The 13,581-nt window shown below is 63.0% G+C and carries 16 protein-coding genes and 1 tRNA gene; 2 read left to right on the forward strand and 15 right to left on the reverse strand.

The features are described from left to right. Positions 1–63 precede the first annotated feature (63 nt). The 4 genes from dapF to B7Y49_RS07870 form a co-directional block, all read right to left on the reverse strand. Positions 64–1,008: a diaminopimelate epimerase gene (dapF, locus tag B7Y49_RS07855; RefSeq protein ID WP_374127032.1), complete on the reverse strand. Its 945-nt coding sequence runs from the start codon at positions 1,006–1,008 to the stop codon at positions 64–66. A 42-nt stretch (positions 1,009–1,050) separates the two neighbouring features. After that, on the reverse strand, positions 1,051–1,443 hold the full coding sequence (locus B7Y49_RS07860) for a VOC family protein (protein WP_374127033.1): 393 nt from the start codon (positions 1,441–1,443) through the stop codon (positions 1,051–1,053). A 31-nt stretch (positions 1,444–1,474) separates the two neighbouring features. Beyond that, complete coding sequence (locus B7Y49_RS07865; protein ID WP_374127034.1) at positions 1,475–2,137, reverse strand: glutathione S-transferase family protein; 663 nt, start codon at positions 2,135–2,137, stop codon at positions 1,475–1,477. A 117-nt stretch (positions 2,138–2,254) separates the two neighbouring features. Continuing rightward, complete coding sequence (locus tag B7Y49_RS07870) at positions 2,255–2,761, reverse strand: DUF6456 domain-containing protein (protein WP_374127035.1); 507 nt, start codon at positions 2,759–2,761, stop codon at positions 2,255–2,257. Between the two features lie 107 nt (positions 2,762–2,868). Here B7Y49_RS07870 and B7Y49_RS07875 point away from each other — a divergent pair, with 107 nt between their 5' ends. Beyond that, on the forward strand, positions 2,869–3,453 hold the full coding sequence (locus tag B7Y49_RS07875) for a helix-turn-helix domain-containing protein (RefSeq protein ID WP_374127036.1): 585 nt from the start codon (positions 2,869–2,871) through the stop codon (positions 3,451–3,453). A gap of 19 nt (positions 3,454–3,472) precedes the next feature. On the opposite strand, the gene B7Y49_RS07880 is transcribed toward B7Y49_RS07875, so the two are convergent. From B7Y49_RS07880 to B7Y49_RS07905, 6 genes are all read right to left on the reverse strand, one after another. Then, positions 3,473–3,548: transfer RNA gene (locus B7Y49_RS07880), tRNA-Val, on the reverse strand. A gap of 147 nt (positions 3,549–3,695) precedes the next feature. Continuing rightward, positions 3,696–4,640, reverse strand: coding sequence for a hypothetical protein (locus B7Y49_RS07885; RefSeq protein WP_374127037.1), 945 nt, complete (start codon positions 4,638–4,640; stop codon positions 3,696–3,698). A gap of 142 nt (positions 4,641–4,782) precedes the next feature. Further along, a complete protein-coding gene (locus B7Y49_RS07890) occupies positions 4,783–6,198 on the reverse strand; it encodes an NAD(P)(+) transhydrogenase (Re/Si-specific) subunit beta (protein ID WP_374127038.1) in 1,416 nt (471 codons plus the stop codon). 103 nt (positions 6,199–6,301) lie between these two features. Then, positions 6,302–6,598 carry an NAD(P) transhydrogenase subunit alpha gene (locus B7Y49_RS07895; protein WP_374127039.1) on the reverse strand — a complete coding sequence of 99 codons (297 nt, stop codon included), beginning with the start codon at positions 6,596–6,598 and terminating at the stop codon, positions 6,302–6,304. A 14-nt stretch (positions 6,599–6,612) separates the two neighbouring features. Beyond that, the gene (locus B7Y49_RS07900) at positions 6,613–7,734 is read right to left on the reverse strand and encodes an NAD(P) transhydrogenase subunit alpha (RefSeq protein ID WP_374127040.1); all 1,122 of its coding nucleotides are present in this window, start codon (positions 7,732–7,734) and stop codon (positions 6,613–6,615) included. A 7-nt stretch (positions 7,735–7,741) separates the two neighbouring features. Next, positions 7,742–7,867 carry an aa3-type cytochrome c oxidase subunit IV gene (locus tag B7Y49_RS07905; protein ID WP_374127041.1) on the reverse strand — a complete coding sequence of 42 codons (126 nt, stop codon included), beginning with the start codon at positions 7,865–7,867 and terminating at the stop codon, positions 7,742–7,744. A gap of 181 nt (positions 7,868–8,048) precedes the next feature. On the opposite strand from B7Y49_RS07905, the gene B7Y49_RS07910 reads away from it, so the two are divergent. After that, complete coding sequence (locus B7Y49_RS07910) at positions 8,049–9,476, forward strand: sigma-54 dependent transcriptional regulator (RefSeq protein WP_374127042.1); 1,428 nt, start codon at positions 8,049–8,051, stop codon at positions 9,474–9,476. Positions 9,477–9,479: 3 nt separating this feature from the next. Here B7Y49_RS07910 and folP read toward each other — a convergent pair whose 3' ends face one another. The 5 genes from folP to B7Y49_RS07935 all read right to left on the reverse strand — a co-directional run bounded on the left by folP (position 9,480) and on the right by B7Y49_RS07935 (position 13,574). After that, the gene (gene folP, locus B7Y49_RS07915) at positions 9,480–10,535 is read right to left on the reverse strand and encodes a dihydropteroate synthase (protein ID WP_374127043.1); all 1,056 of its coding nucleotides are present in this window, start codon (positions 10,533–10,535) and stop codon (positions 9,480–9,482) included. Between the two features lie 5 nt (positions 10,536–10,540). Then, positions 10,541–11,671 carry a site-specific DNA-methyltransferase gene (locus tag B7Y49_RS07920; RefSeq protein ID WP_374127044.1) on the reverse strand — a complete coding sequence of 377 codons (1,131 nt, stop codon included), beginning with the start codon at positions 11,669–11,671 and terminating at the stop codon, positions 10,541–10,543. Between the two features lie 183 nt (positions 11,672–11,854). Beyond that, on the reverse strand, positions 11,855–12,424 hold the full coding sequence (locus B7Y49_RS07925) for a ribonuclease HII (protein ID WP_374127045.1): 570 nt from the start codon (positions 12,422–12,424) through the stop codon (positions 11,855–11,857). After that, positions 12,421–13,194: a bifunctional hydroxymethylpyrimidine kinase/phosphomethylpyrimidine kinase gene (gene thiD / locus B7Y49_RS07930; protein ID WP_374127046.1), complete on the reverse strand. Its 774-nt coding sequence runs from the start codon at positions 13,192–13,194 to the stop codon at positions 12,421–12,423. The genes B7Y49_RS07925 and thiD overlap by 4 nt, the downstream gene beginning before the upstream one ends. A gap of 155 nt (positions 13,195–13,349) precedes the next feature. Further along, positions 13,350–13,574: a DUF1272 domain-containing protein gene (locus B7Y49_RS07935; RefSeq protein WP_374127047.1), complete on the reverse strand. Its 225-nt coding sequence runs from the start codon at positions 13,572–13,574 to the stop codon at positions 13,350–13,352. Positions 13,575–13,581 lie beyond the last annotated feature (7 nt).

Here is a 13,581-nt window from a genome sequence, read left to right on the forward strand (position 1 = left end):
AATCTCCAGCCCCGGCTTTGCGATTGCATGGGGCAAGTGTGGAGATTGGGTGGAGGGGGGAGGCTAGGCGACCGCAATCCCCGCCAGCACCGCGTTCCATGCCGCGATCTCATCGTCGTAACGTTCGATCACCCGCAGGTCGCTGGCGGTGCCGGTAGCGGGGTCGACCGTCACCGATCCGCGCCATTCGACCGTCGCATTGCCCGAAAGCGTCACCATGCCGTCACGCGTGGCGGATGCGCGGACCATGCCGCCACGGTTGAAGACGGTGAGCGGGTTGTCGTAGGCGATCCGCCCGGTCAGGCAGGCCGCGAAGGTCGATGCGGCCATCGCGCTGCCGCAACTGTTGGTGAGCCCCACCCCGCGTTCAAAGGTACGGACGAACAGATCGGCCCCGCGCTGCTCGACGAAGGAAACATTGGCGCGGTTGGGCAGCCAATCGGGCGCGGCTTCGCATACCGCGCCGATCGCGCTCAGTTCGGCATCGTCGATCGTATCCACAAAGCTGATCAGGTGCGGGTTCGGGATCGCCACTGCGGTGAACAATCGGTCGCTCGGCAAGCCCGGCAGGAGGGCATCGACCACGTGGGTTGGCCCCACCAGCGGCCAGCGCGTCAAATCCAGATCGGCCGGCCCGGCCGTCTCCCTTACGGTGAATACTCCCGGCGCCAGATCAGCATCGCGGGCAACCTCAGCCGTGCTTGTCTTCAGCTGCACCGTCGCCTGGGTCACCCCCAACGCCTCAAACCCCGCCCGCGCCACGCACCGCAACCCGTTCAAACACGTCTCCGCCTCCGAACCATCCGAATTAAACATCCGCATCGAAAACGGGGCGTTCGTACTACCATGACTAAGCAGCAAGATTCCGTCACCGCCCACCGGCCCAGTGCGATCCGCCAATGCCCGCGCGATGCCCGCCCATTCGGCATCGCTGAGCGGCATGCCCCGCGCGTCGATCAGCGGAAAATCATTGCCCGATCCGTGGCAGTTGATGAAATCGATCTGCATATGCGGGTATATAGGATGGGGACCGGAAAAAGTCCCCAACCCTCACTTGGGCGGTGGCGGCAGGAAGTGATAGGCGCAGAGCTTGTTGCCATCAAGATCGCGGAAATAGGCGAAATAGGCGGGCGAATTGTCACCCCCGCGCGGGCCGGGATCACCTTCGTTGGTGGCCCCCAGCTCAAGTGCCTTGGCGTGGAACGCCGCCACCGCCTCACGGCTTTCCAGCCCGAATCCGGCCAGCGTGCCGTTGCCGATCGTCGCTTCATTGCCGTCATACGGCCCGAGCACCCCGAAAAGGCTCTTGCCCGGCCGCCCGTATAGCCGCCCGCCGCTCGGGTGATTGAAGAACGTCTTCATCCCGATCGTTTCGAGAAGCGGATCATAAAAGGCTTTGGCGGCGTCGAGGTCGTTCGATCCGACGGTGGCATAATTGAGCATGGCGATATCCCAGGTTCGGTAGAAATAAGGATCAGGCGAAAGTGGCGACGAGCGCCTTTTCGGCGGTTACGATCGGCGTGAAGCTCGGCCGCGCGAGGATCGCGTCGACATAAGCTGCCGTCTTCGGCCAGCGTGCCGGGTCGATCACCAGATTGGCGTGATCGAGGTTCACGAACGGGCTGCACACCGAAATATCCGCCAGCGTGATCCGGTCCTCGACCAGAAATCCGCTCGCGGGGATCACGCCCTCGAGATAATCGAGCAATGGCGGCAGTTCGACATCTGCAGCATTGGCGGCAATCGCCTCGTCAAAGGGTCGCTTGAGCATCTTGGGCAGCAGGAACCGGTTCGAAAAAATCTTGGCGGCGACCGCAAAGAAAATCGAATCGGCAAATTCCTCGAACCAGATCGTGCGGGCATGCGCGATCGGCGCCTTAGGGATCAGATTAGCCTCGGGGAATTTGGCCTCGAGATAAGCGCAAATCGCTGTCGAATCCGAAATACAAAAGTCCGCGCCATGATCGGCACCGGGATCACGAAAGCCGGGGATCTTCCCGAACGGGCTTGCTTCCGAAAACGCCGGGCCACCACGACCAAGGCCAGCGGGCTCGAGCGTCAGCGTGAGGCCCTTTTCGGCGGCAAACGCCATCACTTTGCGAACGAAGGGCGAAATGGTTGACCCGTAAACGATCATGGAAGCTCTCCCTTGATGGCTATCATTGTTGTCGTCTGTGCTAGCCGATTAGGTTGCAGATCGCCACCGTTTTTGCGGACTTGCCGAGCCCCAAAATCATTAAGGGCGCGGCCTCGTTCAACGCAGCTGATAATGCGCCGCGACCCGATCAAGCGCGAGGCATAGCACCAGCTTGCCCGCCCGCGCTGGCCATCCAAGCGCCTTTTCGGCCATCGGCAAGCCTTCACCAGCACACACCACGCGCCACAACACGTCACTCAAGCCCGGCCCTGCGGCATCGATGGCAGCATCGAAGCGGCGCTTGGCCGCGATTTGCGCCAGCGTCGGATCATCGACGCTTGGCGCACCCCGCCAGCCGCGGGCGATGGGCGCCGCTTCCCACCGCATCGTGACACTGGGACCGAGCGATGCCGTTTCGTAATCGGCGCGGAGCCGCTCGCCAGCTTCGAGTTGTCGCGGATCAACCAGCCCCCGCGCCGCCAACCATGCGAGCGGCGATTCCGCAAGATTCACCGTTACGCTGCGGCGGCGCGGCAACGTCTTGCCCCCAGCTTGCGTACCGTTGGGCGGATTTGCGTTCACCGGGCCGAGAAGATCAATTTCGCGTTCCACCAATTCCCGCATCGCCACCTCCTGCAGTCGCCGAGTCACCCTTCACATTTCCACGCTTGCCATAAAGGATGGTTTGTAGGAAAGTTGTTTTACCGATTTGGTTATTTTTGGGGTGCAAGATGATCACCGCTATCCGTGAAGTCCGCCGCGCCAAGCACATGACTCTCGAGGATGTTGCCCGCGCCTGTGTTCCACCCACCACCGCGCAGACCATCGGTCGGCTCGAAACCGGGACGCGAACGGTGTCGGTCGGCTGGCTGAACCGGATCGCCGATGCGCTGGGTGTTACCGCAGCCGATCTGGTTGCGTTGCCCGATCGACCCGAGATCGCGGTCGCGGCAATCCTTGATGCATCGGGTGCGCATGCCCCCCGCCACCCCGCCGTGCTTGCTCCGCTGGCCGCGGCACCCGGTACGATCGGTATTACCGTCTCCACCAGCCTGGGTGACTACCGCGCCGGCGACGAAATCTGGTGCGAGCCGCTTGATCCCGCGCATTTTGTCCGCGCGCTCAACCGCGACGTGCTCGTTCCCCGCGCGGCAGGCCGATTCCTGTTCGGGCGGCTGATCGGTCGGGAGGCCCCAGCTGGGGCAGGCACGTCCGGCAAGCTGCAACTGCTCCCACTCGGCGCTGGCAATCGCCAGCAGGTGGTAGCAGACCCAGCCTGGATCGCCCAGGCTATCCGACTGGTACGCGCACTATAGCGCCAGGATCGCAATGAAATGGTGGGCGATGACGGGCTCGAACCGCCGACATTCTCGGTGTAAACGAGACGCTCTACCAACTGAGCTAATCGCCCGCCCCATGACGGGCAGACCTTCCCGTGCCAAACCGCAGCGGTTTCCGCAAGCCCCGTCCCCGCGCCGAGCATGCAAGATGATCAGCGAGCGGATGATCGACTGTGCACATGCATCAGTGGCTGGAGCTAGTTTAGCGGCGAACCACCCTAAGCGATGATTGCCCCGATCCGTTTGGCCGCTCGCCAATATTGATGCATTCCATCGCGCGCCTTGGCGGATAGCTGCATATAGGCACGGCGACGATCGAAAGGATCAGCCTCGCGCTCAAACAGTCCCGCCTCGGTCATGCGGCTGATCCATCGCAGCGCCGTGGTGGGTGCAACCGCCGCGGCGATGCATAGGCTCGACACCGAAACCCGCGCCTGTTCAAGATCGGCAGCACACAGATCGAGCAGCATATCCCAGGCGGGATCCTCAAAAAGGCCCTCACCGAAAAACTGATCCCGCAGTCGGCGTCCCCGGATCACCTGGCGGATTTGCGCGGCCGTCACGGGAACATCGTCGCCGTCGTCGGGACCACGATAGGCCACTGCCCGATCGCCCAGCATCGACGGTCGCAGCCCACCTTGATCAGCCCTGGTCAATCGCGAAAGCGTCTCCGCAATGCGCGCGACTTCGGCGTTCAGCTTGCTGAGTCGTTCCGAATCACGGTAGCGATCATCATTACCCTGTCGCACCCTGCCGCCGCCGACATGGGCGAACGCAATCACCAGGGCCGCCACGCGTTCAGCGATTGACGGGGCACACAGCAGTTGCACATTGCCGTCAAAAAGGCATGCGGTCACTTCATCAATCTGGCTATCATCAAGCGCGATGACGACCGACGCGCCGTTGACCGAACGCCATGCCACAACCGCATCCAGTGCGCCGCCCAAAGTATCGCCAGCGCTGCCCGCCTCGATCAGCACGCCGTCAATCACTGGGCCTTGCGTAAGCACGGCCGTCGCTTCGCTCAACGATACTGGGCCAATCATCCGGGCACCTGCCAGCACCAGCGCTTCCTGCCCTTCCCGGATATGCCCGGCAGCCTCCCCGATCAGCAGCACCGCTGGTTGCGGCCGATAGTCCGGTTGGTTCAACGCGTCGTTCATGCCCTTGCTCCATTGTTCATGGAGACCATCATACGCAATTCACGCATGGGGATACGTAACGATCGCTCCTAAATGGAGCCAAACACATGATCTTGCGTATTAAACGCACCGAAACGGATGCATTCCGACGCCGGACAAGCGATTAATCGAGCGCCTTGACGATATCCTCGACCATCTTCTTGGCGTCGGCGAGCAGCATCATGGTGTTATCCATGTAAAACACATCATTGTCGACGCCGGCATAGCCGACCCCGCCCATGGAGCGCTTGATGAACAACACGGTCTTGGCCTTTTCGACATCGAACACGGGCATACCATAGATGGGCGATCCCTTGTCGGTCTTGGCGGCCGGATTTACCACGTCGTTCGCACCGATGATGAAGGCGACGTCGGTCTGTGCGAATTCGCTGTTGATGTCTTCCAGCTCAAACACATCGTCATAAGGCACGCTCGCTTCGGCGAGCAGCACGTTCATGTGCCCGGGCATACGGCCTGCGACCGGGTGGATCGCGAACTTCACCTTGACGCCGTGTTCTTTCAGCTTGTCGGTCATTTCGCGCAGCACATGCTGGGCCTGCGCCACCGCCATGCCGTAACCGGGAACGATGATGACCTGTTCGGCTTGGCCCATCAGGAAGGCTGCGTCTTCGGCACTGCCGCGCTTCCAGGGGCGCTGCTCCTTCGCCGCACCGTCGCCCGCACCACCGCTATCGCCGCCAAAGCCGCCGGCGATCACGCTGATGAAGCTGCGATTCATCGCCTTGCACATGATGTAGCTCAGGATCGCGCCCGACGAGCCGACCAGCGCGCCGGTGATGATCATCGCGGTGTTATGCAGCGTGAACCCCATCGCCGCCGCCGCCCAGCCCGAATAGCTGTTGAGCATCGAGACGACGACCGGCATGTCCGCCCCGCCGATCGGGATGATCAACAGGAAGCCGATCACGAAGGCGAGCGCGGTGATCGTCCAGAAGATCCACGGGCTCTGATCGGTCGTGAAATAAGCGATCAGGCCGAGAATTCCCGCGAGAACGCCGAGATTGATCACATGGCGGCCCGGCAGCATAATCGGCTTACCGCCCATATTGCCGTTCAATTTCAGAAACGCGATCACAGAGCCCGAAAAGGTGATGGCACCAATCGCGACGCCAAGCCCCATTTCGATCCGGCTCGGCACCAGGATCATCCCATCGGCATCCATGATATCGAACGCCAATGGGTTAAGGAACGCAGCCACGCCCACCAATACTGCGGCCATGCCGACCAGCGAGTGAAAAGCGGCGACGAGCTGCGGCATATCCGTCATCGCGATTCGCCGCGCGGTGACCACGCCGATCACTGCGCCGATACCGATCGCAATCAGAATTTCGCCGATGCTGGCAACCGAATGGACCGCAAGCGTTGTCCCGACCGCGATTGCCATACCGATCATGCCATAGCGGTTGCCCTCACGGCTGCTGGCCGGCGATGACAGCCCGCGCAATGCGAGGATGAAACACACCCCGGCGACCAGATAGGCCAGGGATACCCAGGGATTAACCGGCGCTGCGTGTTCCATCGTTCAACTAACCCCCAAAGCTCTTCCCAGCATGTGCTGGCTTACCCCGTTCGACAAAGCACATTCGTTGCGCGATACCCCAGCCTTGGCCGGGGCGGTCGCATCAATGCTTGGCCGCTGGCCGATCTTTTTTCTTGTACATGGCGAGCATCCGGGCGGTGACGGCAAAGCCGCCAAAGATGTTGACGCTGGCCAGCACCACCGCCAGCAGCCCGAGATATTTAGACACTGCTGATCCTTCCGCCGCGCTCGCGACCAGCGCACCGACGATGATCACCGACGAGATCGCGTTCGTCACCGCCATCAGCGGCGTATGCAGCGCAGGCGTGACCGACCAGACGACATAATAGCCCACGAAACAGGCCATCACGAAGATCGACAGGGTAGAAACAAAATCCATGATAATCCCCTTGATCAGCCCAGCAGCCGTGGATTGACGACAGCACCGTCCTTGGTCAGCCGGATTGCGTCGCCGATTTCTTCGTCGAGCACGGGCTTGCCCGCTTCCTTGTCCCAAAAGGCGCTCAGGAAGTTGAACAGGTTGCGCGCAAACAGGGCAGAGGCATCTGCCGCAAGGCGACCAGCCACATTGCGATGACCGACGATCTTCACGCCATGAACGGTAACTACATCGCCGGCAACCGCACCTTCGACATTGCCGCCCGCCTCAACCGCGAGATCGACGATCACGCTGCCCGGCCGCATCGTCGCGATCTGTGCATCGCTGATCAGGCGCGGCGCTGGCCGCCCGGGGATCAGCGCTGTGGTGATCACGATATCCTGCTTGGCGATATGGCTCGACACCAGCTCAGCCTGCGCCGCCTGATATTCGGGGCTCATCTCGCCAGCGTAACCGCCTGCGCCTTCACCCTCGATGCCCTTGACGTTCTCAACGAAGATCGGCTTGGCACCCAGCGACTGGATCTGCTCCTTCGTCGCGCTGCGCACATCGGTGGCGGAAACCTGCGCGCCCAGACGGCGCGCCGTCGCGATCGCTTGCAAGCCTGCAACGCCGACGCCCATCACGAAAACGCGCGCCGCCGAAACCGTACCGGCCGCGGTCATCATCATCGGAAAAGCGCGACCATATTCCGCAGCACCGTCAAGCACGGCCTTATACCCGGCCAGATTCGACTGTGACGACAGGATATCCATCGATTGGGCGCGGGTGATTCGCGGCATGAATTCCATCGCCAGCGCCTCGAATCCGCCTGCGGCATAAGCATCGACGCGTGCCCGCTCGCCAAAGGGATTGAGGCTCGCGACGATCCATGCACCCGGCGCGGCGCCGGCAAGGCTCGCCGGATCGGGGCCCTGCACACCCAGCACGATGTGCGCGCCCGCCAGTGTGGCAGCCCGGTCGCCCAAGGTAGCGCCTGCATCGGCAAACTGCGCATCGGCAATGGCAGCACCAGCACCCGCGCCGGCCTCAACCGACACGGTTGCACCTAATGCGATGAATTTCTTGACGGTTTCGTGCGTTCCGGCCACGCGGTTTTCACCGGTGGCCTGCTCCTTCAACAGGGCGATCTTCACCGCCGGGTCAGCCCGCGATCAGCCAGACGACGAATGCGGCGATCGCAAAGGACGCCACCGCGCCCCATTTCATCACGCCCATGACTTTGCCGTAGGTTTGTTCGTGCGCCTTGATGTCGCCATTGCCGGTCATTCGCGATTACCCCCCACAAGCGTATCTGTTGGCCATAGCCCTTAACCGTGCGGCGTCAGCACCTCAAGCCCCGCCTGCAACCCTTACGCACGGGCCAAATCTCCGTTGGCGCCTTTAAGCCCCCCTTTACCCCCTGTCGTTAAGGTTACCGGCTGGAACAGGGTTGCATGGGGACGGCTGTATGACGCGCAATGGCCAGCGCTTGCTGATGTTGATCGATGACGAGCCAGCGCAACGCCGCCTGGTCGCGGCGCTTGCCGCGCGGGGCGGGTGGCGTTCGGTGTTCGCCTGTGATGGCGAAATGGCGATCGCGACGCTTGGTACGCAAGACGGGATGCAGCTCGATGCGATCCTCATCGATCATTGGGCGCCGGAGGCTGACCCTACCGCGCTGATTACCGAGCTGCGGCTGCGCCGCCCCTCGCTCCCGATCCTGATGCTGACGGCCAACGGATCGGTCGCACAGGCCGTGGGCGCGATGCGCGCTGGCGCCACCGATTTCCTGGTCAAGCCACTCGCGCCCGAACGCCTGCTGTGCGCGCTCGAGGCTGCGGTCGCCAGCACCACGGCGGGTGAGCTTCGCCCGCTAACCGAGAAAATCCCTGCGCTGCTAGCCTTTGATGAGATCGTCGGTTCCGAACCGATGTTCCGCGCCGCCCTCGCCATTGCCGCCAAGGCCGCCCGCGCCCGCGTTGCCGTGCTGCTCGAAGGTGAAAGCGGCGTCGGCAAGGAAGTGGTGGCAGAGGCCATTCACGCTGCGTCCCCACGCGCCAAGAAACCAATGATCACCGTCAATTGCGGCGCGATCCCCGCCAACCTCGTCGAATCCGAACTGTTCGGGCATGAGAAAGGCGCGTTCACTGGCGCGTTCGAACGCAAGCTGGGGCGGTTCAGCGAAGCTGATGGCGGCACGATCTTCCTCGACGAAGTTGGTGAGATGCCGCTCGAAGCGCAGGTGAAACTGCTCCGCGTGCTGCAATCGGGCGAAATCCAGCCGATCGGCGCGCGCCACACGCGCGAAGTCGATGTCCGCGTGATCGCGGCCACCAACAAGCGCTTGCTCGATGAGGTTGAAGCCGGGCGCTTCCGGGAAGACCTGTATTACCGGCTCAACGTCGTCCAGGTGACGATCCCCCCCTTGCGCGAACGCACCGGTGATATTCCGGCACTCGCCCGGCACCTCCTCGCGCGGATCGCCGAACAGCCAGGCCTGCGCCCGATCGGCATCACTGATGATGCGCTGCAACTTCTGGTCAATTACGATTGGCCGGGTAACGTCCGCCAGCTCCAGAACGCGCTGTTCCGCGCCGCCGTGCTGTGTGAGGCGAACGCGCTGACCCGCGCCGATTTCCCGCAAATCGCAGCGCTCGGCGCCAAGCGGCTGGCGGGTGCAAGCACCACTTCTGCCACACCCGCCAGCGGCGGCGTGACGTTGTTCCGCCCGGACGGCAATATGCGTGCGCTGGAGGAGATCGAAGCCGATGTCATCCGCCTTGCCATCGGCCATTACCGTGGCCGAATGACCGAAGTTGCCCGGCGGCTGGGGATCGGGCGTTCGACGCTCTACCGAAAGCTGGGCGAGTTGGGGATCGACAACGCGGCGGCGTGAGGTCTAGCGCCCCACCAGCGCTTGATCCTTGCACCCCCGCCATGCGCGCAACGCCTGCACGGTTTCCGCGACGTCGTGCACGCGGAGCAACTGTACCCCGGCCTCCGCGCCCTTCAGCGCCAGCGCGAGCGAACCGCCGAGACGCTCGCCCACCGGCGCTTCGTTTGACAGAGCGCCTATCATCCGCTTGCGGCTCGCGCCGAGCATGATCGGGCAACCCAGCCCATGAAACATCGCCAGCCCGTTGAGCAGCGCCAGATTCTCGGCCAGCCCCTTGCCGAAGCCAATGCCGGGATCGATGATGATCCGCGCACGATCCACGCCCGCCGCCACGACTGCCGCGATCCGCGCCTCGAGCCAGTCGTATACCTCGATCAGCACGTCACCATAGCCGCTGCCGCCGTGCGGCCCTTTGGCGGGCTCCGGCGAGTGCATCAGGATCACCGGGCAATCGGCCTTCGCCACCACCTCCAGCGCGCGATCGTCCCAGAGCAGCGCCGACACATCGTTGATGATATGGGCGCCCGCCGCCAGCGCCGCCTCCATCACCGCGGCCTTGCGCGTATCGACCGAGACGATCGTTCCGCTTTTCACCAGCCGCTCGACCACGGGCAGCACGCGCTTCACCTCATCGCCTTCCCACACCGGTTTCGCGCCGGGGCGCGTTGATTCGCCGCCCAGGTCGATCAGACTCGCGCCTTTGGCGGCCATGTCGAAACCGGCGTCCGCCGCGGCGACGGGATCATCCTCCAGCGCGCCGCCATCCGAAAAACTGTCAGGCGTGACGTTCAAAATGCCCGCAACATGCGGCTGATCGAGCCGCAGCACGCGATCGCCCAAGGTCAGCGGCGGACGGGGTTTGACGATAGCGCGGTGGATTTCGACTGCCGTTTCGTCCTGCGCCAGCTTCTGGTCGAAATCGGCGATCGTCACCGTGCGACGCTGCTTGCCCTCGGTCACCTCGTACGCGGCGAACCACAGCATCCCGCCCGCCAGCCGCGCCACTTCGCCATCACGGCCGACGGGACTGTCGACGAACTGGATCGGGCGAAGGTGCATCGTCGCTACGGCTGGGTCGCCAGCAGATAGGTCTTGCGCAACGCATCGATCGGCGCGAGGCCGTCGGGCGTGTCGTAATGCCAGAAGGTCCAGCCATTGCACGCCGGTGCACCCTGGACCGTCGCGCCAAGCTTGTGGATCGAGCCGACCGCGCCGCACACGCTTTCGAGGCTGCCATCGGCGCGGACCAGCGCGCGGTGGCGGCGCTTGGCATCGCTCAGCACGCGGCCCGGCGTCAGATACCCGTTCTCCACCAGCACCCCGAATGCGACCTTGGGCGCGGTTCGCGGCGACTGCATCGTCACCAGCGCCGATTCATCGAGCGGCAGCGCGGCGGCGATCCGTTCGAGCGCCGCGTCGCAATAGCCCAATTCCTTCTCGATACCGATCCAGCGCCGTCCCAGCCGCTTGGCCACCGCACCCGTCGTGCCGGTGCCGAAAAACGGATCAAGCACCACGTCCCCCGGCTTTGTGCAGGCCAGCAAAATGCGATAAATCAGCGCTTCGGGTTTTTGCGTCGGGTGCACCTTGGTGCCGCCCTTTTTCAGCCGCTCCTGCCCGCCGCACACCGGAAATTCCCAGTCGCTGCGCATCTGCAGCTCGTCATTCAGCGTCTTCATGCTGCGATAGTTGAACGTGTAGCGCGCCTTTTCGCCCATCGACGCCCAGATCAATGTCTCATGCGCATTGGTGAAACGCGTGCCCTTGAAATTGGGCATCGGGTTCGATTTGCGCCAGATGATATCGTTTAAAATCCAGAAGTTCAGATCCTGGATCGCCGAGCCCACCTTGAAGATGTTGTGATAGCTGCCGATCACCCAGATCGTGCCGTTATCCTTCAAAATCCGCCGCGCCTCGGCGAGCCAGGCGCGGGTGAATTTTTCGTAAGCTGACAGGCTGTCGAACTTGTCCCATTCGTCGGTGACGGCATCGACATGGCTGCCATCGGGACGGCTGAGATCGCCGCCGAGCTGCAAATTATAGGGCGGATCAGCGAAGATCATGTCGATCGATTTGGCTGGGAGCGCCCGCATGGCGGCGATGCAATCCCCCATGATGATCGAATCGAGCGGCAAGTCGACATCCGCCACCGGGGCCGGTGTTCGACGTGTCCTGACCTTTTCCAAAACGCCCATTATTGCCATCCCCGCCTTGCAAGATGCCCATCGGCACGAAAGTTACCCTGCCCGTCAAGAAAACAATGGTTAACGATTCCAATTAGTAAATGGTTAACGCGGCGGAACAATTTGGCACTGGAACGATATATTGAGTCCGGTTGGTCGTGCCATCGCAAGTAATAGTGGTGTGGCGCGAAAGACTCACTCCACCAGCGACTGCAGAGAAAGGGCGCGGGCAACCGGCGCAAATGACCGGCGGTGCAGTGGCGTCGGCCCCAAACGCGCCAGCGCAGCCATATGCACCGCCGCGCCGTACCCCTTATTCGATGCCCAGCCATAGCCCGGATGCACCCGGTCCGCTTCGATCATCATCCGGTCGCGCGTCACCTTCGCGATGATCGACGCTGCCGAAATGCACGGCTCAATCGCATCCCCACCGATGATCGCGCGGGATTGCCAGCGCCAGGCGGGGCAGCGATTGCCGTCGACCAGCACTTCCGCCGGATCGACCCCAAGCGCCGCAACCGCGCGTTCCATCGCCAGCATCGTCGCCCACAAGATGTTGAGGGCGTCGATCTCCTCAACGCTCGCGATGCCGACCCCCACCGTGCAGCGCGCGCTGATCTGCGCAAACAGGGCGTCGCGGCGCGCGGCGGTCAATTTCTTGCTATCGTCCAGCCCGGCAATCCCGTCCGGACACAGCACAACCGCCGCGGCCACCACCGGCCCGGCGAGCGGCCCGCGCCCGGCTTCGTCGACCCCGGCGATCACGTATCGCCTTCCAGTTCATCGAACGGCACGACGCCCAGATGATGTCCCATCGGGCCGTGTCCGCTGCCCAGTCCGGGCGCTGACAAAAGGGCAATCCGCACAAACCGCACCGCCCGGGTAAAGGCGGCGATGATCGGCATCCCTTGGCCCAATCCACAGGCCAGCGCGCTGGCAAAGGTGCAGCCGGTGCCGTGGGTGTCGGTGGTGTCGATCCGTTTGCCGCTCAGTTCAGCCAGCAGGCCAGCAGGGGAAAGCAGCCGGTCGACGATTACGCCGCCCTCGCCATGCCCGCCCTTGGCCGCCAGATGGCAACCATGCGCGAGCACCGCCGCCTCGCCCCCAAGCGCCGCAAGTTCGGGCATGTTGGGGGTAACGACCGATGCGAGCGCCATCAACCGGCCAAAGGCAACAATCGTCTCGGGATCGGCGAGTACCGAGCCACTGGTCGCGATCATCACCGGATCGAACACGATCGGTACATCGATCGCCATCAGCCAGTCTGCCACCGCATGCGCGGTTTCGGCCGAACCGATCATCCCGATCTTGATGGCATCGACCCCGATATCTTCGGCCACCGATTTGATCTGCGCGATCACCATCTCGGTCGGCACCGGATGCACCGCCTGCACCCCCAGCGTGTTCTGGGCGGTGATCGCCGTGATCGCGGTCATCGCGTGCCCGCCGAGCATCGTCACCGTCTTGATATCGGCCTGAATGCCCGCCCCCCCGCCCGAATCGGACCCGGCAATGATCAGGATTCGCGCTGTCATCGGGCGGTGCCGAGCCATGCAAAGTTGCGGAAGTTGCGGGTCTCCAGCGCTTTTGCCGAAACCGCGCAAACCCGCGTTTTTCGGGCATTTAAGGCATGATAGATGGTCAGGAGCATCCCCGATCAATGACACAAGTTGCGGGTTGTAGGAAAGTTTTAGCTGCTGAACTTGCGCGCGTTGCTCGGCGGGAATTCCTTCAGCGCGGCACCCGTCCGCGTCGGACGGTCCATCAATTCGCCCCGACAATTGGGGCAGCGTTCATCGAGTGCATCGGCGCAATCGGCACAGAAGGTGCATTCGAATGAGCAGATGAATGCGCCGGGCGCATCGGCCGGCAAGTCCGCACCGCATTTTTCGCAATCGGGTCGCATTTCAAGCATTTTGGTC

It is taken from the genome of Sphingomonas sp. 28-62-11, from assembly GCF_002278865.1.
Taxonomy (GTDB): Bacteria; Pseudomonadota; Alphaproteobacteria; order Sphingomonadales; family Sphingomonadaceae; genus Sphingomonas.